The following is a 24,369-nucleotide window of genomic DNA, read 5'->3' on the forward strand; positions in this document are numbered from 1 at the left end:
CTGATCCTGAGCCGTCAGTCTTCGGCCGGTGTCGCCGCCGCGGCCTCGACCTGCCGCAGGGTGGCCCGCAGCAATTCCCGCATCAGCGCTTCGGCGCCGGCGGCATCCGCCTGAGCGATGCAGGTCATGATCTGCTCCTGAAACGAAGCGGTCAGCGGGCCGGGGCTGACGTGCGAAAATTCCATGTGTAGCGCCGTGCTGATCAGGGCCAGCAGGCGCGTGAAAAAGGCATTCCCCGATTCCAGCACGATCGTCTGATGGAACTGGATGGCGGCATTGAGCCTGTCTTCTGATTGCGGGGGGCTCGATAAAAGGGTCGTCAGGTGTGATTGTAGTGACTGGATGACGCGGGCATCCCCGCGCGCCGCCGTCAGCCCGGCGGCGACAGGTTCCACGGCAAGACGCATCTGGATAAATTCCCGGAAGGTCTCCAGCGAAAAGGGGCGTTTGCGCAGCCAGTAGCTGATCTCCGGATCGAGCAGGTTCCAGGCCGCCAGCGGCTGAATACGGTCGGCCCGCTGGCGCATACTGATCAGGCCCTTGCCCATCAGCATACGGATCGCCTCGCGGATCACCGTGCGGCTGGCCCCATAGCGCTGACTTAGCTCGGCTTCGTTGGGCAGGCCCGTACCATCGAAATCCCCAGCGACAATAGCTTCACCGAGCAGGCGGTGAACATGCACGGCCATCTTGGCGCCCGTCTCGATAACTTCAGTCATTGCGCCCTCAACTCGTACCGCATCCATTCGGCCTACACATTACCGTATTCACTGTGCACTTTAAAGCATAATGGCGCGATTATAATACTTTGCGCCAGCAACCGGGCAGGGCGGACCATTTGTCCGAAATCGGACATACCGGACATATGCCATCAAATTTTGAGTAAGGTTGGAAATAATGTCAATTTTATCAGTTGGTTAGGATTGGTCTCCGGGCGCGCTATACTCTTTGAAAAACGGGACGACACAGGTCCTCACAAGGTCAGGGAGTTGAGTATGCGCAGAGCCGGTATGGCCGCCATCACGATGAGCGTCGATCCGCAGGCGAGGGAGGCGGGCGAAACGGCGGCAATCTGTGACTTTGCCGGTTCGGACCTGCGATACGGTTCCCCTCATCTGTGGGTGAATGAGGGGCGCGCTTTCATCTCATTCCGCGTGGATAACCCCACGGACGACCCTCTGACAGAATTTGTACAGATATTTGCCCTGACAGGCCAAGAAGAGGCGCACCTGATCGGATGGGAAGGATGCCGTGTACCGGCGGCCGGCCATCGCTACATCCAGTTCTATGTCGAGTCTGTGCGGGGAGGGCCGCTGAGTGACGGCGCGTTCGACCCTGCTCGCGTGCGCGAGGTGCAGATCCGCAGCCTGTCTCAGGTTCGGGCCCGTCGGGACTGTGGCGAGGGCTTTGAGCTGATAAAAAGCCCTCGCTGAACAGGGAGATAAGGTTCAGCGAGGGAAAAGTGACCTCGTCCAGCGCGGGAAGAGGCTTGATGCTCAGTGCAGTGCCGAAACCAGTTGGCTAGAAAGTAATATACTCATACAAAAAGCGGCGCAAGTGATTTTTTCATATTTTCACCTGTGAGCTAAAAATGACTTTATTTTTCAATATGCCGTTATCATTACGACCTCCGATGTGACGTTTTTGCATCAAATATGAAAACAATTGCACGGTTGCTAAAATCATACTTGTCGTACAATAGCATAATAGTGTTGGAATAGAACGGTGGTCCGAGCGAGTCTCTGCGGTCACGATCAAGCAAAAACAGAGCCGGTCATGCGCTGGCTCACAGGGGAGGCAGGAATGTTGCCAATGAAATCGCGCTTTTTAGCGCTCGTTGCCGGAACCTCGGTCATTGCCTTGTCGATGGCGATGCCGGGCTGGGCGCAAACCGCAAGCGAAAACAAAACCAAGGAAACGGAAGCGTCCAGTTCCGACGTGGATGCGGTTGTGGTCGTGACGGCGCGCCGTAAGGCGCTTCAATCGGCTATTGAAATCAAAAGGAAGGCCGACACGATCGTCGATTCGATTGTGGCCGATGAGGCGGGCAAGCTGCCTGACAATTCGATCACCGAGGTGCTGCAACGCGTTTCAGGGGTGTCGATTTCGCGTTTCGGCGCGACCAACGGCGGCAGCGCCGCGTTCCAGATCGAGGGGACGGGCATCACCGTGCGCGGTCTGCCCTTCAATTCCAGTACGCTCAACGGCCGACAGCTGTTCAGCGCCAACGGCGCCAGCGCCATCAGCTGGAACGAAGTGACGCCCGAACTGATGGCCGGTGTCGATGTCTATAAGGCGTCGCGCGCGGACCTGATCGAAGGCGGTACGTCCTTGATCAACCTGCGCACCCATCTGCCCTTCGATTTCAAGGCTCCCCAGCTTAACCTCACGATGGGCACCAGCTACGGCAGCCAGGTGAAAAAGGCTTCGCCGCGGGTTTCTGCCCTGTTTTCCAAGCGTTTCGATACGAATATCGGTGAAATTGGCGTGTTGTGGGATTTCGCCTATAGCCGCCTGAATCAGCAGGGGAGCAACCTCCAGGTCGGGGCCATGTTTGGTCAATATGTGCCCACCTCGGTCCGTGACGACAAACTTGCCTTCGTGCCCAGCTCGTTCGACTGGGGTTACGACCGCAGCCAGCGCGACCGTTTCGGTGCCTATCAGGCCATCCAGTGGCGGCCGACGGAAAGCCTGACGCTCACCAACACCGTCTTCTACACGCAGTATTCAACCGAAAGACTGTCGAACAACGGTGGCTTGGGGCAAAGCCCAAGCGCGTCGGCGGCGATTCAGCCCAAGGTGGGTTCACCGGTCGAATATGATGCCAATGGCGCCTTGGTTAGAGGTACGCTCGTGTATGGCTCTACCGGCAAACGGGATCCATTGGGGAATACTTCCGTTGATGTTCCGGGATGGGAGTGGTTGCCGTCGCAGTATAAGATTGATTGCGGTGCTACCTATGGTGCTCCTGCGTCAACAATTCAGTGGGACTGGTCGGGCGGGCCCATTCTGGCGCAGTGCAGCCCTCCCGGTGCGCTGAATGTGAATAGCTCTGCCGGGGCGTCGCGGACCAAGAACTCCACCCTGGACATTTCGCAGAGCTTCGTCTGGCAACCGAGCGACCAGCTCGCGGTGCGCGGAAGTTTACAATATGTCCTTTCGCGCTCGACCGGGAAGGACATCAGCATCGGTATGGGCAGATATAACAGCAAGCTTTCCTCGTTTGACGTTGATCTTACGGGAGAGCTGCCGGTTCTATCGGGTTTTGACAGTGCACTTGTGCTCGATCCTTCGACGGTCCACTTTGCATCCTTTGCTTATCATGAACCCGATAACAAAGGGGAGATGTACGCGGGTAATCTGGATTTTGAATACACGTTTAGCGAGGACGGCTTCCTGCGTAAGATTTCTGCCGGTATTCGCGCCTCTCAACGTGTCGAAGACGATAACTTTGCGGGAACCTACTGGACCTCGCTTGGGCAAACGTGGAATCAGAAGCCGGCGGGGGCGGCCTGGGCTGCCTCAGGGCCAGGTAATATCCAGTTTCTCAACAACCCGAATGTACCTCAGGCAGACTGGACGACCACAACCTTCCCGAACTTCTTCGGCGGCGATGTGGCGGTTCCGTCACAGCTTCTGGTTGCCAGCCCGGCGCTCCTTCAGCGGTATGACTGGTACTATTTGCTCAAGACGTACAACGGTCTCCCCGTCACTGTGGGCGGTGTTGCCGTACCTCAGCCCACGCCTGAGCAGTACTTCTATGATCGGATCGAAAAAGGTCTGGCGCGGGTAAAGACGCGTATCGACAACAGGGCTGCCTATATATCGGCCAGGTTCGCGCATGAAGGCATGGGTATCATTCCCGCGTTTTCGGGCAATATCGGCGTTCGCGTATTTCAGGACAAGCTTATTGGGACCGCTCTTGTGAGAACCGGTTCAGGCGATCAGCGCTTTGCCGCGAGCATTGCTGACAGCAACGCATACTTCCTTGCAAATCCTCCGGGAAACCAGCCAGGAATCGCACCTGCCCCGGGGGCGGTGCCAAAGATCTATACTTTCCGTGAGTCTTTTACGCCGCAAACCCGGACATACGAATACACGCGGGTTCTGCCCTCGTTCAACATCAAGTTCGACGTAACCGACAAGTTCATCATTCGCGCGGCGGCGTCGGTTTCTGCTTCCCCGCCAAACCTCGATGCGTCTCGTCCCGGCGGTGATGTCACGCCAAGGTCTGTGCCGAACCCTACCAATTCTCAGGCATTGCCGATCCTGACAGGTTTCACCGTCAATGGAGGGGGCGCGAATCTGAAGCCCACAATGATCAACAGCCAGGATATTACCTTCGAGTATTATCCGTCTTCCTCCAGTTTCCTTTACGTCGATGTCTTTGCGAAGCAAATAAAGGATCAGCCGCAGTTCTATTCCTTCATCGCTAACAATCTTCCTGTTCCGGGCAAGCAGGTGACCATTAATGACCAGGGTAAGGTGGTACTTGACGGCCCGGCATCTACAGGGCAGCCCATCCTGACGGATGTGTCGCTTGATTTGCCATGGCTCTATCTGCAGGATCGCCCGTCGCCGGAAAAGGCCACGATCAAGGGCTTTGAACTTGGTGGCCGCAAGTTCTTCGATCAACTCCCCGGCTGGCTTCGCGGGTTCGGTATCGATGCCAACCTGACCTATATCGACAGCCGAAACCCGGCCCAGCTGGCCAACAGCGTGCTGACCCCGCCGCCGGCAAACGGCTCGCAGCCGGGCCTCAACCCGGACGGCACGGTGCCGCAGACCTACCCCAACCTCCCCTATGCCGGGTTGTCGAAGTGGGCCTACAACATACAGTTGCTGTATAACTACAAGAAGGTCAATTTCCGTCTGGCCTATAACTGGCGTGACAAGGCCTTGCTGTCCACCAACGTCAATCCGCTGTCCTTTGCGACGAGCGGCGGCAACCCCTACATCCTCAACACCAGCCCGACCAACTTTGACAGTACCCATTCCTATCCGGTGTACAACATGGTTCCGGCCTATATGGACGCGGCCGGTTATCTGGACCTGGGATTTGACTACACTGTAAGTGAGACGGTTTCCGTGTCCTTCAACGCGAACAACCTTCTCAATACGAAGTCGAAAACGCTTCAGGAGCCCGTGCCCGGCGTGTTCCAGCCGTACGGCTTCAACGTCAGCGATCAGCGGTACGAACTCACCGTTCGGGCGCGCTTCTAACGGTCGGAACGGGGAAGGGCGCTTTATCGCGAAGCGCTCTTGCTCTTCTAGATCATTATGATTTCTGGTGGAAACACAATGATCTAGATTTTTGTTTAGCCCTCGCCGGGCGGTGGCTTTGCCACCTTGGCCGCCGCCTCAATGGCGGCTTGAGCGGACTGATTTCAGGAGAAATCAGTCCGCTATAAATTCAGAAAGCGCTCTATGAACAGCGTACAGCAACAGGAGATCGTCATACTGGGCGGCGGCGCGGCCGGGTGGATCGCGGCGGGGTTGCTGGCGCGCAAGACGGATCGCCGTCACACCCGCATCACTGTGGTGGAATCCGAGGAGATCGGCATCATCGGTGTCGGCGAGGCGACGGTGCCGGTACTGGCCCAGTGCAACGCTTTGCTCGGTATCTACGAACATGACTTTATTCGTCGCACGCAGGGCACGTTCAAGCTGGGGATTGAGTTCTGCGACTGGGGCGTTGTGGGGAACCGGCATTTCCACGCCTTCAGCGACTATGGTCACCCGGTGGAGGGAGTATCCACCCATCACTACTGGCTGAGATTGCGGCAGGCCGGTGATCCGCATCCCATCGATGACTATTCATTCGCCTACGCCGTCGCCCGTAACAACCATTTTGCGCCCGGCGATCCGCAGACTGCGCGCTACCATTACGCCTATCATTTTGATGCGGCCTTGTACGCCCGCTATCTGCGCGACGTGGCGACCGGGCTGGGCGTGCAGCGTGTCGAAGGTCGGATGACGCACGTCGATCTGGACAGTACGTCTGGCCATATCACCGCCATCCACCTTGCCGATGGCCGCAAGGTGCCCGGCGACCTGTTTCTGGACTGCACCGGCTTCGCCTCCGAATTGCTGGGAAAGGCGCTGGGCACGCCGTTTGTGGACTGGTCGCATTGGTTGCTGTGCAACAGTGCCATGGCGGTCCCGACGACGCGTACCGGCGCGCCCATGCCGTTTACGCGGTCCACGGCTCACGCCGGGGGCTGGCGCTGGACGATCCCCCTGCAACACCGCAGCGGCCACGGCATGGTCTATAATTCGGACCTCTGGAGCGACGACGCGGCGCGCGACGCCCTGCTTGGTGCCGTTGATGGCGAACCGCTGGCCGAGCCCAGGGTGTTCCGCTTTACCTCCGGCCATCGCAAGGCGTTCTGGAACCGCAACTGTATAGGGATCGGTTTCGCCTCCAGCTTTCTCGAACCGCTGGAATCCACCGGGCTACAGTTGATCGTCATGGGCGTCCTGAAGTTGCTTCAGTTCTTTCCCGAAAGGACGATCGACCCCGTTTTGCGCAACGAATATAATCGGATATCCACGCGCGAGATCGAACGCATACGCGACTTCATCATCGCGCACTATTACCTCTCACGCCGGCCTGAGCCCTTGTGGGCAGCGTGCCGCGACATCGAAATTCCCGACACGCTTCGGCACAAGCTGGATGTATGGAACGCCAGCGCGCACATCCCGCTGGGTGATCTGGAATCCTATATGGAACCGAGCTGGCTCGCCATCCTTCTGGGTAATGGGGCCGTGCCCGCGCGCTACGCCATAGCGGCCGACCTCCACCCGTTGGAACAGATCAAAAAGGGTATGGATTTGCGCCGCGAAGAGATCAGGCGCTCCGCGCAGGCGGTCACGGCGCATCAGGATTTCATCGACCGGTACTGCAAGGCGGCCTCTGAGCGGCCTCACACACAATTAGGGATAGCTTGACAGTCCGCAAATGGCTTTATTATCATATAATCATTCAATTTATCAATCTGGGAACGCAAGGGTCTATAGGCCACGGAATGGGGGCTCCCTTGCCGGTATAGAGGCTGTAACGACACCTCCGCGAGGCCGATGCCACTGTCGGTTTTAATATCCGGATATCCCCACACAGTCACAAATAGAGCCGTGAACGGCCTGTAAAAATGAGGAAGTACCCTATGACAAAACAAACCGGAAAGACGCCAGCGGGTCTGAACCGTCGTCACCTGATTATGGCCACCGCCTGCGTGGTGCCCCTGTCGGTCGTGGCCTGCGGTGGGGGGGGCGGTGGGGGCGTATCGACGGCCTCCGCAGGCGGCACTTCGTCTTCGTCATCGTCTTCCTCCTCCTCCTCCTCCTCAGCCAGCGGTTTGTATCCTAACTATAATACAAGTCCGCTGTCGGCGAACGCGACCGGGATGACCCGCACGGCGGCCGAGATCGCCGCCAAAATCAAGCTGGCCATCAATATCGGCAATACGATGGAGGCCATGGGCGGGGAGACGGGCTGGGGTAATCCGCTGATCACCCAAGCGCTTGTCAACACGTATAAAGCCCTGGGATTTGACGCCGTTCGACTGCCGTGCGCCTGGGACCAGTATGCGGATAAGACAACCGCGAAGATTTCCGGTACCTGGCTGGATCGCGTCAAGACGGTTGTTCAGTATTGCATCAACGCCGACCTCTATGTGGTGCTGAACATCCACTGGGATGGGGGCTGGCTTGAGAAGCACATAGATGAGGCCAGCAAGGACGCGGTCAACGCCAAACAGAAAGCGTTCTGGGAGCAGATCGCCACCCACCTGCGCGACTTCGACGAACGCCTGATCTTCGCCAGCGCGAACGAGCCGGACGCCGGTACCGAAGCGAACACAAAAATCCTACTCATCTATCACCAGACGTTTATTGACGCTGTGCGCGCGACCGGTGGCCGAAACGCCTACCGCACCCTCGTCGTGCAGGCACCGCAAACCAACACCGAACTCGCCGTTTCGCTGTGGCCAGGTATGCCCACCGATACCACGACGAACCGTCTGATGTTCGAAGTCCACTATTACGCGCCGTCGCAGTTCATGATCATCGACAAGGATGCGTCCTGGGGCAAGATGTTCTACTACTGGGGCCGCGACAACCATTCGACGATCGAGCCGGACCGCAACGCGACCCACAGCGAGGAACCCTATGTCGATCAGCAGATGCTGGCGATGAAGACCCATTTCATCGACAAGGGTATCCCCGTCATCATCGGCGAGTATGGCGCGTGGCGCAAAACCCAGCCGCTGGACATGCCCAAGCACAATGCCTCGGTGGATTTCTGGAACCGCTATGTCACTCAGCAGGCCCGGGCCAATGGCGCCGTGCCCTTCTTCTGGGACACCGGAGCGCTCATCGACCGCACGACGCTTGCCGTCAAGGATCAGGCGATGCTGGACGCCCTGCTCATCGGGGCCGGCAAGAAATAACAAACTGGCGGAACCATCCGCTCAGGCACAGGGCCTGAAACGCACAGAACAGTCCACGGCAAGGCAGGGACCGCCTTCCCGTCATGCGAAGGATATTGCTTATGACCACCCCCGTTGACTCCACCCGCCGTCGTCTGTTGCTGGCCGCCGGCATCAGCCTGATCCCGTTTGGCCTTCTGAGTTGCGGTGGTGGGGGCGGTGGGGGCGGCAGCTCCGGCGGCGGGGGGGCGTCTTCGTCCGCCTCATCCGCTACACCCGCCGTGTTGCGCCCTTCGACCATGACGCTGGGCCTGCCGATTGTCGTCGATCAGTTCGGCTACCTGCCGACGCAGGCCAAGGTCGCCGTCATCCGTGACCCGCAGGACGAGGCCGTGGGCACCCTGAGCGATGGGACGCAGATCATCAGCTTCGACGCCGCCGATTCCTTCACGCCCGGCACGGCCTATGAGGTGGTCAATGCCACCACGGACGCCGTGGTGTTTACGGCGGCCCCCGTGGCCTGGAACAACGGCGCGACTGACAAGAGTTCCGGCGACAAGGTCTGGCATTTCGACTTCAGCAGCGTTACCGCCGTCGGCGAATACTACATCCGCGACGCGCAGAAGAACGTCAGATCCTATACGTTCAGAATCGCCAGCGACGTCTATGCCGCCGTGCTGAAGGCGGCGGTGCGTTACTTCTATTATCAGCGCGCCGGGCAGGAAAAGACCGTGGCTCATGCCGGGGCTGGCTGGGCCGATGCGGCTTCGCACGTCGGGCCGGGTCAGGACCGCAATGCGCGCCTGTACAGCGACAAGACCAATGCCGCGACCGAACGCGATGTCTCCGGCGGCTGGTACGACGCGGGCGATTTCAACAAATATACAAGCTGGACGGCCGGATACGTGACGGCCCTGCTGTTCGCCTATGCCGAAAAGCCGTCCATCTGGGGAGATGACTACAATATCCCGGAATCGGGCAATGGCATTCCGGACATTATCGACGAAGCCAAATGGGGGCTCGACTGGCTGCGCCGCATGCAGCAGGCCGACGGCTCGGTCCTGTCGATTGTCGGGCTCAGCCACGCATCGCCCCCGTCGGCGGCCACGGGCCCCAGCTATTATGGCCCGGCCAGCACATCGGCGACCCTGAACACCGCCGGGGCCTTTGCACGGGGGGCCAGGGTGCTGGCAGGCTTTACGCCCTTTGCCAGCTATGCCGCCGATCTTCAGACGCGGGCCGAAAAGGCCTGGGACTGGGCCGTGGCCAACCCGAATGTTGTTTTCAACAACAATGACTCCTCTAACGGATCACAAGGGCTGGGGGCCGGTCAGCAGGAAACGGACGACCGAGGACGTCTGCTGGCGCGCCTGATCGCAGCGGTCTATCTCTATGACGCGACGGGCAAGACCATCTATCGCGATTTCGTCGAAGCCAATTACGGGCAGGCCAACCTGATCCGCTTTGGCAACTATGTGTCGCCCTATGATGGCGGGACGCAGGATGCGCTCCTGCACTACGCGACCCTGCCGGGGGTGCCCTCGGCCACAGCCAATGCGATCCGCACGAACTACCTCAACGGCGTCAATGCGGAATGGGTGCGCGGCAAGATCACCACAAAGGCCGACCCGTATCAGGCCTTCATTCCCGACTATGTGTGGGGCAGCAACAGCATCAAGGCGAATTTCGGCCTGCTGTTTACGGCGCTCAATGTGTATAATCTGAACACGACGCATAGCCCGACCGATAATCTGAACGCGGCCGCGGCCTATATCCACTACATGCACGGCGTGAACCCGCTGGCCCTGTGCTATCTGACCAATATGTCCGGTCTGGGCGCGGAAAACTCCGCCACTCAGATCTTCCATTCCTGGTTTGTGGACGGTTCGGCCAAATGGGACAGCGTGGGCACCTCGACCTATGGCCCGCCGCCGGGCTTTGTGCCGGGCGGCCCCAACCAGACGCAATGGGACTGGGACAGCCGTTGTCCGTCGGTCAGCAACCTGTGTGGCACCAAGCGTCCTTCGCCGCCCTATGCGCAGCCCGCGCAAAAATCCTACAAGGACTTCAATGATGGCTGGCCGCTGAATTCGTGGCCGATCACCGAGGTGTCGAACGGCTATCAGGTGGCCTATATCCGCCTGCTGTCCAAATTTATCTAGATCATGCGTACAACCGACTGTTTTATATAATGTTCAGCAAGAGCTGGCAGGCACAAAGGAAAAGATCATGGTGAAATTAACCAAGCGCAGCCTGCTGGGCGGTGTGCCGTTGATGGGGGCGTGGGGTGCGGTTGCCGGGGCCGGTTTTGCGGCCCCCAAGGCCACGGCGGCTTCTGATGGCGATGCCTGTCAGCCCAAACCGCCGGTCCGCTACGATCTGCCGGTCGCCAAGGGGCCGTTTCAGCCGACGCCGGAGTCGCTCAAGACCTATCAGGCGCCCGACTGGTTCCGCGATGCCAAGTTCGGTATCTGGTCGCACTGGGGCCCGCAGGCCGTGCCGCGCGTCGGGGACTGGTACGCGCGTAACCTCTATATTCCTGGCCACTACCACTATAACCACCACGTCAAGACCTACGGTCAGCCGTCCAAATTCGGCTATAAGGACATCATCCCCCTGTGGAAGGCCGAAAAGTTCGACCCCGAAGGCTTGATGGACCTTTATGCGGCCGCCGGCGCCAGATACTTCGTCAGCATGGGCGTCCACCACGACAATTTCGACCTGTGGAAGTCGAAGCACCATAAATGGAACGCGGTCGCGATGGGCCCCAAACGCGATATTGTCGGCGAATGGGCGGCGGCGGCGCGCAAGCGTGGCCTGCGGTTCGGCGTCTCCGAGCATCTGGGGGCCAGCCACAACTGGTTCCACCCCAGCCATCTGTATAATCAGACCTGGCCGGAAAACGGCGTCGCCTATGACGGGGCCGACCCGCAATACGCCGACCTCTATCATCCGGCCCATAACGAGCCCTATCGCGGTACGGCGGACACCTGGTACACCAAGGACCCGGCCTTCCATCAGATCTGGTACAACCGTATTCAGGACCTGATCGACAGCTATGAACCGGACCTGCTCTATTCCGATGGCGGTCTGCCCTTCGGTGTGGTGGGCCGCAGTCTGGTCGCGCACATGTACAACAAGAGCGTGGCGCGCGCCGGGCGCAACGAAGCCGTCTATAATGGCAAGGATTTCGGCTCCGGTGAGTTCTACCGCGAGGCCTTTGTGCAGGACGTCGAACGCGGCGTGCTGAAAGGTATCAATCCCTATCCGTGGCAAACCTGTACGTCCAACGGCGACTGGTTCTATTCTGACGGGTTCAGGTACAAGACCAGCACCGAAGTGATCCATATGCTGTGCGACATCGTCAGCAAGAACGGCAATCTGCTGATGAATGTGGTGCAGTATCCCGACGGCAGCCTGCCGCCGGAATCGCAAACCCTGCTGGCCGACCTGAGCGCATGGATGAAGGTCAATGGTGAGGCCATTCACGGCACCCGCCCGTGGACGCAGTTCGGAGAAGGCCCGACCGAGGCTGCCGAAGGGGCGTTTCAGGAGGGCACCGCCTATACGGCGCAGGACATTCGCTTCACAACGCGCGGCATGACCCTGTATGCGATTTCGCTGGGCAAACCCGAAGGTCGTCTGGCCATTCAGGCCCTCGGGAAAAATGGCAAACAGGCGCGGGCGGTGAGGCAGGTGCGCTTGCTGGGTACGTCCAAACCCTGCCGGTTCCAGCAGGAGGCGGGGGCACTGGTGATTGAGGTGCCTCAGGGGGCCTCGTCCACGGCCAGCGCGTTTGAAATCACCTTCCGCGGTTAAGGCCCCAAGCCGATAGCCAGAAAAAGCGGCATCCGACCATCCGGACGCCGCTTTATTTGCTAAATTTTTGTTTTGTCGCGATATTTTTGTCGAAAACCGCTCACACTTTCCCGCACATCGCTCTAAGCACAGGTCAGTTCGATAACGGTGAGCGGGTCACCGCGCGATCCCGCATCGACCCGAAGCGTCAGCTTGCCGTCCTGCTGCGACCAGACGACCTTGCCGCCCGTCACACTGACCGCCGTTTGCACGGTTTTGGGGAAACCGCTCAGAGTCAGGCTGTCTTCGGGCCATGAGAAGATATGCACAAACACCTTGTTTTTACGGAAGGTTGTTCCGAAAACGCCGTCGCGTGGCTGAAGCGGTCCGGGGCGGGTGTTCTGGATCGTATAGCCGTATTTGCCCATCCATTGCCCGATACCTTTGAGGGTTTCGGCCTGAGCGGGCGGGATACGCCCTTGCGGGTCGGGTCCGACATTGATCAGGGCATTGCCATTGCGCACGGCGGCGTTGACGATGAAGGGGACCACCTTTTGCCACGACATGGCGTAATTATCCGGCGTGTAGCCCCAGGCCGAGCCGAGGGCAAACGTCTTTTCCCACGGACGCGCCCGGATCGGCCCTGAGATGGTGCCGTGGCCTTCTTCGGTGTCGAAATCGCCAATCCATCCCGAACGCGGATTGATCAGGATCTTGGGCTGGTATTTGCGCACCATGCCATTGAGTTTGGCCGGCTCCCAGAACCACGCCGCGTCGGCATCCGTCCCCGTGTGCGCCAGCCAGCCGCCGTCCCACCACAGGACGTCGATCTTGCCGTAGTTTTTCATCAGTTCGCCGACCTGATCATAGGTCTGCATTTTCAGTAGCCGGGCGTTTTCCGGCAGTTCGCGCGGGTGGAAATAGGCGGGGAAGCGCCAGTCGAGCGGCGAATAATAGAGCCCGACCTTCAGCCCGGCGCGCCTCACGGCGTTCACATAGGGCCGGATCAGGTCGCGGTGCGCCCTGGCGTGCATAGCGTCGAACTGCTGGAAGCTGGACCGGCTGTCCCACAGGGCGAAGCCGTCATGGTGGCGGGCCGTCATCACCATGTAGCGGGCCCCGGCCTGTTTGGCCAAGGCGGCCCACTGGTCCGGATCATAGGCCTGCGGATCGAACTGATCGGCCAACTTGCGGTATTCGCCGGGTGACACCTTGTCGCTGAACATGTGCCATTCGCCGCGGCCGGGAATGGCGTAAAGCCCCCAGTGCACAAAGATGCCGAACTTGGCGTCACGCCACCACGCAAGGTCCTTTTCGGGTAACAAAAGCTCAGGGGCCAGCGCCGGATCGGCATTGGACAGCTTGGCGGCTGATTTCTGCTCGTCTGTCTGGGGGGCGGGAAAAGCCGCTGCCGGAGCCGCCAGCGCGCAGGCGCCCGCCATCAGAAAATGTCGTCTGCCGATCCTCATGGTCGTCTCCTTTTGTTTTATTAGGCCAGCGCCTGATAGGTGAAGTCTGTCACGCGCACAGCGCCGTCACCGGTGCAGTAAATCCCCGGCTTCAGACTGAGAAAGCCACCGAACACATTGTGGTGCATCCCGGAAACCTCCATGCGCGTCGGATGGCGCGTCCAGCTTCGACCGTCATCGCCCGAATAATGCCAGGTCACGACGTTAGCCTCATTGGTCAGGCGCAGGCGCACCTTGCGGCTTTTCAGAGTCTGACGGTTCCACGCCTGATCCTCGGCATATTGCCAGGTGCGGGTGCGTTCGCCGTCAAAGCCGATACCGACAAAGGCCTTGTGATTATAGAACAGCAGGAGCCCCGCTTCGGCCATACCCTCCAGTTCCAGGGTCACCTCGATGCGGTAGGACCGGTCCCCGACGCCGCAGGTCAGGGGCGCGCTGTCGGCCGGTGAGGTGCCACGCCCGGCGATGCGCACGGTACGGCTTTGCCGCCGGACCCGCGTCATCTCGTCCGGCTTGGGGTCGTGAAAGGCCCACTGCACGCCGAAACGATCTTGACTGAAGTCGTCGGAGAGGGCAAAGCCCGCCGTTCCCGTTTTGCCGCCTTTGGGCTTGGGCAGGGGTTTCGACAGATCACCGCCCCTGGCGCGGAACCAGCCGTCTTTCGTCCATTCTATCGGCTCCAGCAGGGTCTGACGGCCCAGCGTGCGATAGCCGTTTTCATAGGCGTGATAGACCATCCACCAGTCGCCGGCAGGTCCTTCGACCAGTGTGGCATGGCCGCGCGACCACCACTGTTCGGCGTCGCTTTGCGTGCGGACCAGCGGATTGTGCGGGCAATGGGTCCAGGGGCCGTGAATGGATTTCGAGCGGGCGGCAATGACCATATGCCCGGTCACCGGGCCGGCTGTACCGCCCACGGCTGTGATCAGATAAAAATAGTCCCCGTGCCGCAGAAGCTTTGGGCCTTCGGGGGCAAAGTTTTCCGTCACCCAGTCGTCGGGGTAGGTCCACGGCTGATAGGCAGCTTCCAGATCACCGTCGGTGGCCAGACCGTCGTCGGTCAGGCGGATTTTGCGGATACCGTTGACGAACAGATAGCGCTTGCCGTCTTCACCGACCATGTGGCCGGGGTCGATGCAGCCCTTTATCTTGAGATCGACCGGATCGCTCCACGGGCCTTCGATGCGGTCGGCCCAGATGGCAAAGATCGACCATTCACCCCCATCCGGCGCGGCGGGGATGTAGATGAAATAGCGGTCGCCGTGCTTGCACAGGTCCACGGCCCAGATGGTGCCCAGCGGCTTCGACAGGGCCGGGCTTACGGGCGTCCAGTTCACCAGATCGGTCGAATGCCACAGAATCAGGCCGGGATAGGAATAGAAGGACGAAAACGTCATGTAGTAGTTTTCGCCGTCCTTCAGCAGGGTCGGGTCCGGGTGGTCTCCGGCAATGATCGGATTGAGATAGGTGCCATTGCCCAGATCGGCCTTGCGCTGACCTTCGATGCCTTTGCCCCAGCGCGGTTTGGGAGTTGACGCCGCTGTGGCGGGCAGGGCGACGCTGGCGGGGAGTGCGGCCGCTGTGGCCAGACCGGTGGCAAACAGGTGTCTGCGGGACGTTTCCATCAGGGAATCTCTGTGTGTCGGGGGCAAAGGGGGAGGTCGGCGGGCATCAGGTGCGGATACGCACCACATCGGTAAAGCCGAAGGGCTGTCGGCGACGGGCCCGGAAAATCAGGCTGACCCAGTGTTTACCGGCACCCTTGGGGAAGGGGGCGCTCAGAGACGCGCTGCCGTCGCTGGTTTTTTCAGCCACCTTCTGACCGTCGATATAGAGGGTGGCCGGGCCCAGCAGGCCCAGACATTCGATGACACCGCCGCTTTTGCGCACACGGGCATAGGCTTCGACCTCGACGGCGCACAGGACCTCCGTGTCGCGGTCAGGCGCAGGGAAGGGCACGCCGGCGCGGAACCAGCCCCACGAATTCATGTCATTATCCTTTGGGCGCAGATCGGGATCGAGCGGCCCCGCCTGTTCGGGGGCGCGCCGCCAGTTTTCGGTAATCTGTACGCTTTCGGAGACGGCCTGATAGGGCCAGGGCTTTGCTGCCTGCACGTCGATCCTGAGCGTTGCGGGCTTCAGACCCTCCGCCATGGCCTTCAGGACGAGCGGGCCGGACTGGCCTTCGCGCGTCTGGACGATCACCTGCGCCAGCCCGTTGAACAGGGCGCGCGTGTCGCCTTTTTCCGGGCTGATATCATTGGGATTGCCGTTGCCGAGCCCGATAATGTCGCCGCCTTCGACCGTAAAGCGCACGCTGTGCTGCGCGGTCGGCACGTGCCGACCTTTCGCATCCAGCGCTTCGACCGTAAAGGGCTGGGCATCTATGCCATCCCCCTGCATCACCGGGCGGAAGGGGGTCAGTTTCAGTTGTACCGGTGCGCCCGTCGTTTCGACCTCAAAGCGCTTGACCGCCTTGCCGTAACGATAGCCGACGGCGCTCAGCTTTCCCGGCGCGTAGGCGACGGTCCAGCGGTTCATCTCGTAACGGTCCCCCGCCTGACGCCCCAGCGAGCGGCCATTCAGGAACAGTTCCACCGCGTCCATATTGTGCAGGGCCATGACGAGAATGTCCTGCCCCTCCTGTCCGGCCCAGTTCCAGTGCGGGGCCAGATGCAGCACCGGCTCGCTGCGCCACATGGCCTGCCGCATCCAGAAGGCGGTCTTGGCGAAGCCGCACAGGTCCATAATGCCGAAGAAGGACGAGTTGGACGGCCACTGATGCGGCGTCGGCTCGCCGTGATAGTCGAAGCCTGTCCACACGAAGGTGCCCGCCACAAAAGGCCGCTCGGCTATCGCTTTCCAGCCGACGCGCTGCGTGGTGCCCCAGTCGGCGGCGTCATCGTCATAGGAGGCGATGATGTGCTTGTCTTTTATCGTCTTGTATTCCCCGCGCGTCATGAAGGCGGAGCAGTCTTCGGACGAGGTTATGGGCAGGGTCGGGTGCGCCTTATGGAAGGCGTCGTAATTCTGGTACTGGTAGTTGAAACCGACCACATCCACGGCCTGAGACACATTGACGGGCGTAAACAGGCCGTCATTCATGGCTGCCGTCACCGGACGGGTGGTGTCGAGCGACTTGACCTTCGCCACCATGCGCCGGACCATCTGATAGCCCTGTTCCGTCCCCTGCATCGGTTCTTCGTTGAAGACGGACCACAGGATGATCGAGGGGTGGTTGCGATCGCGGCGCACCAGCCACTCCAGCTCGGCCATATGGATGGGCGAGGGGTTGAAGACGCGGTTTTCGTCCATCACCAGAAAGCCCATCCGATCGCACAGGGCATAAAACGCCTTGTCCTGCGCATTGTGCGAACAGCGAATGGCGTTGCAGCCCAGTTCCTTGAGGCGGTGCAGGCGGTATTCCAGAAGCCCCGGCGGCACGGCGACCCCCACCCCGGCATGGTCCTGATGGATGCACACGCCCTTCAGCTTGAGCGGGCGACCGTTGAGGAAGAAGCCCTTGTCCGGATCAAAGCTCTGGGTGCGGAACCCGGCGGGGGTCAGCACCTCGTCGAGGATACGCCCCTGCTGGATGAGCTGCGTGCGCACCTGATACAGGTAAGGAGAGTCGATGTCCCACAGCGTCGGGTTCCGGACGCTCATGCGACCGGTCGCGACACCGGGCTGCATCGGCGGGATTTGGGCGGTCAGGCGACATTCGCTGACGACACGGCCCGCCGCATCGACCAGCGACGAGACGATCTCCGCCGATTGCGGTCGGTCGGTGGTGTTATTCAGCGTCACTTCGACCGGAATCTGCCACTGATCGCCGGTTTTGACGGGGTGGGCAAAGACGCCGTCGGTCTCAATATGCAGCGGATGACGCTTGACGATCCACGTATTGCGATAGATGCCCGCCCCTTCGTACCACCAGCCCTGCATGGCGTCGGCATCGACGCGCACCACCAGTGAATTGAGCGCCGCGCCGTAGGACAGATAGGGCGTAATATCGACATAGATGGCATTATAACCCGACCAGTTGCGATTGATCAGCGTGCCATTGAGCCAGATCGTGGCGTGGGTCGAGATGCCGTCCAGTTGCAGCTCGATATGCTTGCCGCGGTCACTTTCGTCGAACCTCAGCAGGTTGCGATACCAGGCGATGCCGCGCTTGCGATACCCCTGCGCCAGATTTTCGCGCTCATCCGGTACCTGAAAACTGGCAAAGTCGTGCGGCAGAGTGACATGCGTCCACTCCGTATCGTCATAGGAGGCCGCCGCCGCGCCCCAGGCCGATCCGGCCTTGGCATTGGCGTAGGACCAGCCGTGCCCCAGTATTTTGGGGAAGGGAATGTCGCCTTCGAAAAAGCGCCAGCCCTTGTTCAGCGAGAGCACTTCGCGCGGAGACGCTCCACTGGCGACCCTTAGCGATGGAACAGGGGTATCGCGCCCGGCGGCACTCGCCCCCGCCGGAAGCCCATAGGACACAGCCCCCAGAAGGCTCACGGATTTCAACAGGTCGCGTCTGTCCAGCACGATCTTCTCCCTTTTATTGTCGGACAATAATATTATTTTCGCCCAGCTTGTCCAGACATGATGAGAAGATTTTACCAGAAATTGGCAATGAAGGCTTGGACCCGATTGTCCGTATCTAAGCGGGATGCGCGCGGGCGTATTGAAGCGGGGGTTATTATAATATAATAGCGCCGGATCTACACAACACAGGCACGGGGACGATATGCGCAGTCAGTCAAACGGAGGCCCCCTTCTCAGGGCGATGATCGCAGCGCTTTTTCTGATGTGCGGTCTGAACGCGTCCGCCACGGCTCAGGCTCCGCGTGAGCGTCTCAATATCGACAAGGGCTGGCGCTTCGCCTATGGCCATGCCGACGACGAAGCGGCCGATTTCGGCTATGGTCTGCGGCCGTTTTTCTTCGCCAAGGCGGGTTATGGTGATGGCCCTGCCAATCCGGAGTTCAGTGATGCGGGCTGGCGCAAGGTCGATCTGCCGCACGACTGGGCGGTAGAGCTGCCGTTTGATCAACGCGGCAATACCAACCATGGCTCCAAGGCCATCGGACACCCGTTCCCGGAAAACAGCGTCGGCTGGTATCGCAAAACCCTGACGATTCCGGCCTCGGACAAGGGACGTCGGATTTCGCTGGAACTCGATGGCGTCTATCGCAACAGCGTGGTGTGGATCAACGGGCATTATCTGGGGACGGAACCCAGCGGCTATTCGGGGTTTCGTTATGACATTACCGACTACGTCAATTTCGGCGGCGAGAACCTGATCGCGGTGCGCGCCGACGCGACGGTCGAAGAGGGCTGGTATTACGAAGGGGCGGGCATTTACCGTCACGTCTGGCTGACCAAGACCGATCCGCTGCATGTGGCGCAGTGGGGGACCTTCGTCCGATCGACCGTCGAGGGAGCGAATGCCCGGCTCGACATCGACCTGACGGTGCAGAATGTCTTCAAAAGCGAGCAGGGCTTTGCCATCCGTCATGAGGTGGTGGACGCCCGCGGGCAGGTCGTGGCCGAAACGACGCAGGCCGACCGGTCGGTGAACGCCGTATCGGACGGGGTGTTTGCCGCCACCCTGACGCTGTCCGAGGCGCATCTGTGGTCTCTGGAAGACCCGTATCTCTATACCCTGCGCACAAGCCTGTTGCGCGACGGGCAGGTCGTGGACCGCTACGACACCCGATTTGGTGTGCGCACCGTCACCTTCGATCCGGACAAGGGCTTTTTCCTCAATGGCAAGGCCGTCAAACTTCAGGGCACCAATAACCATCAGGACCATGCCGGTGTCGGCGTTGCCTTACCCGACGGATTGCAAACCTGGCGGCTGAAGCAGCTCAAATCCTTTGGCGTCAATGCCTACCGCGCCTCGCATCATCCGCCGACGCCAGAGCTTCTCGATGAAGCTGACCGTCTGGGGATGCTGGTCATCGACGAACACCGCATGATGGGGACCAGCCCGGAAATCACGCATCAGCTTGAGCGTCTGATCCGTCGCGACCGCAACCACCCCAGCATCATCCTGTGGTCGGTGGGCAATGAGGAGTGGGCGCTGGAATGGAAGGACATTGGCACGCATCTGGCGCTTGAAATGCAGGATTTCGTCAGGCGGCTCGATCCGACGCGGCGGACCACGGTCGCCACCAGCGGTTCGGGCAAGGGCACCTCGATTGGCGCGGATGTCATCGGTTTCAACTATGGCGCTCAGCACGATGTCGATGGCTTTCACGCGCAACACCCGGAAAAGCCGGCCCTCATGACCGAAGAAGGCTCTACCCTGACCACGCGCGGCATCTATTTCGACGACCCGGCAAGGGTGCACCTCAATGCCTATGACCGTCAGGGCCGGCCGGGCAGCAGCCTCAGCATCGAAGAAGGCTGGACCCGCGTCATGGCGCGTCCGTGGATGTCGGGCATGTTTGTTTGGACGGGGTTCGATTATCGCGGGGAAACCACGCCCTTCGGCTGGCCGGCCATATCGTCGCAATTCGGCATGGTGGATACGACGGGCGTGCTTAAGGACACGGCCTATTATCTGAAATCGGTGTGGACCGATCAGCCGATGGTGCACATCCTGCCGCACTGGAACTGGGCCGGGCGCGAAGGTCAGCCGATAGATGTCCGCGTTTACAGCAATGGCGATGCGGTCGAGCTGTTCCTCAATGGCAAGTCGCTGGGGCGTCAGGCGATGCCGCGCTATTCGCACCTGAGATGGCGCGTGCCCTATGCGCCCGGCACCCTGACGGCCAGGGCCTATCAGAAGGGGCGGCAGGTCGCCGTACAAAGCGTTACCACCACAGCGGCGCCCACCAAGGTGGTGGCCCGGCCCGACAAGACGGCGCTGAAAGCCGATGGCAGCGATATTTCAGTGGTATGGGTTCAGGTGAGCGACAAGAAGGGGCGTCCTGTGCCCACGGCGGATAATCTGATCGACCTCAAGGTGTCCGGACCCATCCGCCTGATCGGCGTGGGTAACGGCGATCCGGGCTCGCATGAAGCCGACAGACCGGCGGAACGCCATCGCTATGCCCGCCTGTCCAACTGGCGCAGTCTGGCCATAGACGATCTGACGGCGACAGCGGCCGCCGTGGCCCAAGACGCCGACACCTCGTCGTGGCGCGATCCGTCGCAGTGGCTGCCGCCCGAAGCCCAGCCGCCGCTGACCAAAAGCTTGGTGCTGCGCGGTGAGTTTGCCCGTCCTGACGCGCGTCCGGATGAGGAGGTGGTGCTGTTTGTCGGTGCGCTGGCGGCGGATCAGGCCCTCTATGTCAACGGGCAGCCGGTGCAGGCCGAAACTCTGGACGGCGCCCTGATCGTCAGGCTGAACCCCGCTCAGCTTCGTGAAAAGAACAGCCTCGCCTATGTCTTCACCACGCCCGCCGGTGGTGTTCAGGCCCTGTATGATCAGTCGGTGAGCGCCTCCCGATGGGGCAGCCTGCGGGTGACGACCCCGGCAGCCCCGTGGCAGCGCCACCTGTTCAACGGCTGGGCGCAGATCATTGTGCAGTCCACTGGTGAGCCGGGGATGGCCCGACTGGTGGCCCGGTCCGCCGGCCTGACGTCCGCCATGGTCGATTTCAAGGTCGAGTAGAGACGGATCAGGCGGCGTGGGAAAGACTCACCCCATCAGGCTTTGGGTGAATTGCAGAACGGGCGGCGTGAAGGCCAGCGCCCCGATCGCAAGTTGCAGGGCCGTCAGAACGCATACCACGACCAGATAGGCCGGATGTACCCGCCTGTCCTTTATCAGGTCATAGGCCATGCCGATGGCGACATAGAGGATCATACAGGCAAACACCGCCCACGGTGCCAGCGCCCCCAGAAGGGGCATGGGCAGGGCACGCCCGAAGGCGGGCGAAATCACCAGTATCGTCGCCCCCAGCATCAGGCGCTTATGCCAGGCAGGGGATTGGCGCAGCGCAATGGCGGCGCAGACGAGGCCGAAAAAGACCATTACGCCCAGCCCGTCGATAAGCAGAAAAACACTGGGCGGGAAAAAGGGCGGCACCGCGCCGCGCTGAAGGCAGACAAGGGTGGTGAAGAGACCATAGCCGGTCATCAGCATGGCCAGTGCGCCACCGAAGATGCCGAGCTTACGATGCAGGCTCACCTTCTGCGCCACCACCAGGAAATTCTGCACGAGATAGAGGCCGATCCAGCTCATGAAGATAGCCGCGTGCACATGTACATGGGGTGGAAAAATCGAGGTGTCGAAATGGTAGCGCGCCGCATTCAGGCCAAACCCGATAACGACGGTAACCGCCAGAAGAATGGCCATGCCGAGAAAAAAGCGACGTTCCTGAGCTGCCGAAGTGTCGGACCGGGTGATGCCGGATGATGTCATGAAAAAAGCCCTCCTGTGGTGTTCGCCCCGTTGCGTTCGCCCGCACTATGCGGCCGGCAGACGCGGCGAAGACAGGACCTGAACCTGACCGAAACCTGATTTTTATAGTTCACAAAACCCTGTTAGGCTAAGTTGCGCTGCAAAGGATGCCTGTCGCCCCCATGTCCAGACCGCTTGCCCACCTGACCGATCGGTCCCTTGGCCGATTGCATCTCAAGCCATCGGCCTGCGAAGTGATCCGCGGCGGCGAGGTCTGGGTCGTCGAACCGCAGCTCATGCGCGTTCTCATTCTGCTGGCAGAGCGGGCCGGGCAGGTCGTCTCGCGCGGCGATCTGGTCGAGGTGTGCTGGGACGGCCGCGCCATCAGCGAAGACGCCATCAACCGCGTCCTGTCGCGTCTCAGGCAACTGGGCCGTGAGACGGGTGACTTCCATATCCGCACGGTGCGCAAGGTCGGATACCGGCTGGAAATACGGGCGGAGGCACCGCCGCCGGAGCCGCAAGCGGCACCAACCGTGCCACGGGAAGCGTCGAGGAGCGCGGGACACCGGGCGTGGCTTTACGGGGCAGGGGGGCTTGTCGCCTGTCTGCTGGTCGGGCTGGTCTGGTGGATGGCGCTGCACAACCCGTTTGCTCCAAAGAGCTTTACGCTGGCGCTGACCGATATTCGGGCGGATGCTCCGACGACGGTGTCCCCTGAGCGGCTTCGCGCCGAGCTGGCGCATACCCTGTCGCAAATGCGTGGCCTCAGACTGGTCGCCACCGCCGATAAGGACGTACCGAGCGACTACAGCCTGTCGGGCTCCATCAGCGGTCCGCCGGCCGCGCCGACCATCGAACTGACCCTGCGGGAGACGCGATCCCGGACGCAGGTATGGAGCGCGCGCTTTGATCAGGCCCTGATGGCCGATCCCGATGCCACTGAGCGTGCCGTAGCCGCCACCGCCCGCTATCTGGCGGTGGTGCTGGGCGATCGCGTCGCCGGTCGCCAGGCCGCCAGCGAGCCACCCCCGGCGGAGGTGGCAACGCACATCAGTGAGGGGCAGCGCGCCCTGTCACAGGCGCATGAGGCCCGGCACAATCGCGACTGGCCGCGCTTCAATCGCCTGATGACCGAGGTGGACACCAGCGCCACGCGGGCGCTTGCCATCGACCCGCACGCCGCCGGTGCGCTGATGCTCAAATACGAGGTCGATGCCCTGCCCCTGTATCCGCGCCTCGACGAAACGCGGGTGCAGTTCGTCGAACGCCAGCAGCGGGCGCTCAGTTCGCTCACACAGGCCGTCACCGCCGACCCGGACAATCCCGAGGTTCTGGCCGCGGCCGGCCGCGATATGATGGATCGCCAGAGATGGGAGGACAGCGAGCGGCTGCTTCTGCGCGCCGTGGCTATCGACCCCAATTCGCGCGACGGGAACCTGTGGTACACCTACTATCTCGGTCTGATGAACCGGTGCGGAGAGGGGCTGAAAACGGCTCGTCTGGCCGCCGCTTTGGCCCCGGACGATATCTGGCGGCAACTGGCTGTGCCGCGTCTGCTGCATTGCGCCGGGCGTAAGGCCGAGGCGGCGGCGCTCTATGGCCGCATCCTCGGGCGCGACCCGTCCAATGTGTTCGTTCTGCGCGAATACTATCTGATGCTGCTGGCGCAGGAAAAGGCGGGGCCCCTGCGCGATCTCACGCGCCACGTCCGGCACGATCTGTGGCGGGATGGCCCGCCTGCGCCCGTCAGCGACTTTTTGCAGCGCATGGATGTCGCCGCCGACGCCCTAGACGGCAAGTCTCAGGCCTTTCACCGCCTGCTGAATGCCGAGCGCGCCTTTCTTGACAATCCGCAACTGGCGTCGGACGGGTTTGGCAAAAGCATTGGCGACCGTCTTTTTGTGCTGGCGGTCGAATACGGCCATACGGGGCAGGCCGATGCGTCGCTCACCTGCCTTGAGCGCGCGGTGGAACAGTCGTCGCTCTATCTCCCCTGGGCCTTGCCCTATGGAGCGTCCCCTTTGCCGCAGACTGTGACGCGGCGCCCGGCGTTTCAGGCCATCTGGCGGCGAACGCCCCAACTGTCGGAACTGATCAAACGGCGGAAGGGTCCGATGGCGTTCTGACGTCTGACCCTATGCTTGCCGGCTCAGGTTTCCGTAGGGACCCATAAGCGCAAAATTTGCAGTGCAGCAAAATCGCCACAGTTTCATTTGCAGCCAAGCTCTTGATAAGCCTTGTATTTGTTTATTTGTAAAGGGTTTCCGGACAGGTGCCTAGGCGTCACATCTTTGTTGCGAAGCACAAAAAACTGTGTGAC

At 60.9% G+C, this 24,369-nt stretch carries 13 protein-coding genes; 8 read left to right on the top strand and 5 right to left on the bottom strand.

Annotated features, from left to right (window positions below):
• Positions 1–14: 14 nt before the first annotated feature.
• Complete coding sequence (locus PQU94_RS11890) at positions 15–719, bottom strand: FadR/GntR family transcriptional regulator (RefSeq protein ID WP_272741682.1); 705 nt, start codon at positions 717–719, stop codon at positions 15–17.
• 291 nt (positions 720–1,010) lie between these two features.
• Between PQU94_RS11890 and PQU94_RS11895 the strand changes: the two genes are divergently transcribed.
• From PQU94_RS11895 to PQU94_RS11920, 6 genes are all read left to right on the top strand, one after another.
• On the top strand, positions 1,011–1,433 hold the full coding sequence (locus PQU94_RS11895) for a hypothetical protein (protein ID WP_272741683.1): 423 nt from the start codon (positions 1,011–1,013) through the stop codon (positions 1,431–1,433).
• 343 nt (positions 1,434–1,776) lie between these two features.
• Positions 1,777–5,223 (top strand): TonB-dependent receptor, encoded by a 3,447-nt coding sequence (locus PQU94_RS11900; protein ID WP_272741684.1) that lies wholly within the window; start codon positions 1,777–1,779, stop codon positions 5,221–5,223.
• Between the two features lie 204 nt (positions 5,224–5,427).
• Positions 5,428–6,951 carry a tryptophan halogenase family protein gene (locus tag PQU94_RS11905; RefSeq protein ID WP_272741685.1) on the top strand — a complete coding sequence of 508 codons (1,524 nt, stop codon included), beginning with the start codon at positions 5,428–5,430 and terminating at the stop codon, positions 6,949–6,951.
• 215 nt (positions 6,952–7,166) lie between these two features.
• Positions 7,167–8,450 carry a glycoside hydrolase family 5 protein gene (locus PQU94_RS11910; protein ID WP_272741686.1) on the top strand — a complete coding sequence of 428 codons (1,284 nt, stop codon included), beginning with the start codon at positions 7,167–7,169 and terminating at the stop codon, positions 8,448–8,450.
• A gap of 101 nt (positions 8,451–8,551) precedes the next feature.
• Positions 8,552–10,591 carry a glycoside hydrolase family 9 protein gene (locus tag PQU94_RS11915; RefSeq protein ID WP_272741687.1) on the top strand — a complete coding sequence of 680 codons (2,040 nt, stop codon included), beginning with the start codon at positions 8,552–8,554 and terminating at the stop codon, positions 10,589–10,591.
• A 67-nt stretch (positions 10,592–10,658) separates the two neighbouring features.
• A complete protein-coding gene (locus tag PQU94_RS11920) occupies positions 10,659–12,248 on the top strand; it encodes an alpha-L-fucosidase (RefSeq protein ID WP_272741688.1) in 1,590 nt (529 codons plus the stop codon).
• 122 nt (positions 12,249–12,370) lie between these two features.
• Here the strand turns inward: PQU94_RS11920 and PQU94_RS11925 are convergent, their stop codons facing one another.
• From PQU94_RS11925 to galA (PQU94_RS11935), 3 genes are read right to left on the bottom strand one after another with little or no spacing between them, the layout of a single operon-like run.
• Positions 12,371–13,696 carry an alpha-L-fucosidase gene (locus PQU94_RS11925; RefSeq protein WP_272741689.1) on the bottom strand — a complete coding sequence of 442 codons (1,326 nt, stop codon included), beginning with the start codon at positions 13,694–13,696 and terminating at the stop codon, positions 12,371–12,373.
• Between the two features lie 20 nt (positions 13,697–13,716).
• A complete protein-coding gene (locus PQU94_RS11930) occupies positions 13,717–15,321 on the bottom strand; it encodes a family 43 glycosylhydrolase (RefSeq protein WP_272741690.1) in 1,605 nt (534 codons plus the stop codon).
• A 46-nt stretch (positions 15,322–15,367) separates the two neighbouring features.
• Positions 15,368–18,235 carry a beta-galactosidase GalA gene (galA, locus tag PQU94_RS11935; protein WP_272741691.1) on the bottom strand — a complete coding sequence of 956 codons (2,868 nt, stop codon included), beginning with the start codon at positions 18,233–18,235 and terminating at the stop codon, positions 15,368–15,370.
• A 241-nt stretch (positions 18,236–18,476) separates the two neighbouring features.
• On the opposite strand from galA (PQU94_RS11935), the gene galA (PQU94_RS11940) reads away from it, so the two are divergent.
• Positions 18,477–21,314: a beta-galactosidase GalA gene (gene galA / locus PQU94_RS11940; protein WP_272741692.1), complete on the top strand. Its 2,838-nt coding sequence runs from the start codon at positions 18,477–18,479 to the stop codon at positions 21,312–21,314.
• 27 nt (positions 21,315–21,341) lie between these two features.
• Here galA (PQU94_RS11940) and PQU94_RS11945 read toward each other — a convergent pair whose 3' ends face one another.
• On the bottom strand, positions 21,342–22,067 hold the full coding sequence (locus PQU94_RS11945) for a hypothetical protein (protein ID WP_272741693.1): 726 nt from the start codon (positions 22,065–22,067) through the stop codon (positions 21,342–21,344).
• Positions 22,068–22,228: 161 nt separating this feature from the next.
• On the opposite strand from PQU94_RS11945, the gene PQU94_RS11950 reads away from it, so the two are divergent.
• Positions 22,229–24,175 (top strand): winged helix-turn-helix domain-containing protein, encoded by a 1,947-nt coding sequence (locus PQU94_RS11950; protein ID WP_272741694.1) that lies wholly within the window; start codon positions 22,229–22,231, stop codon positions 24,173–24,175.
• Positions 24,176–24,369: the final 194 nt, after the last annotated feature.

It is taken from the genome of Asticcacaulis currens (assembly GCF_028550395.1).
Classification (GTDB): Bacteria; Pseudomonadota; Alphaproteobacteria; order Caulobacterales; family Caulobacteraceae; genus Asticcacaulis; species Asticcacaulis currens.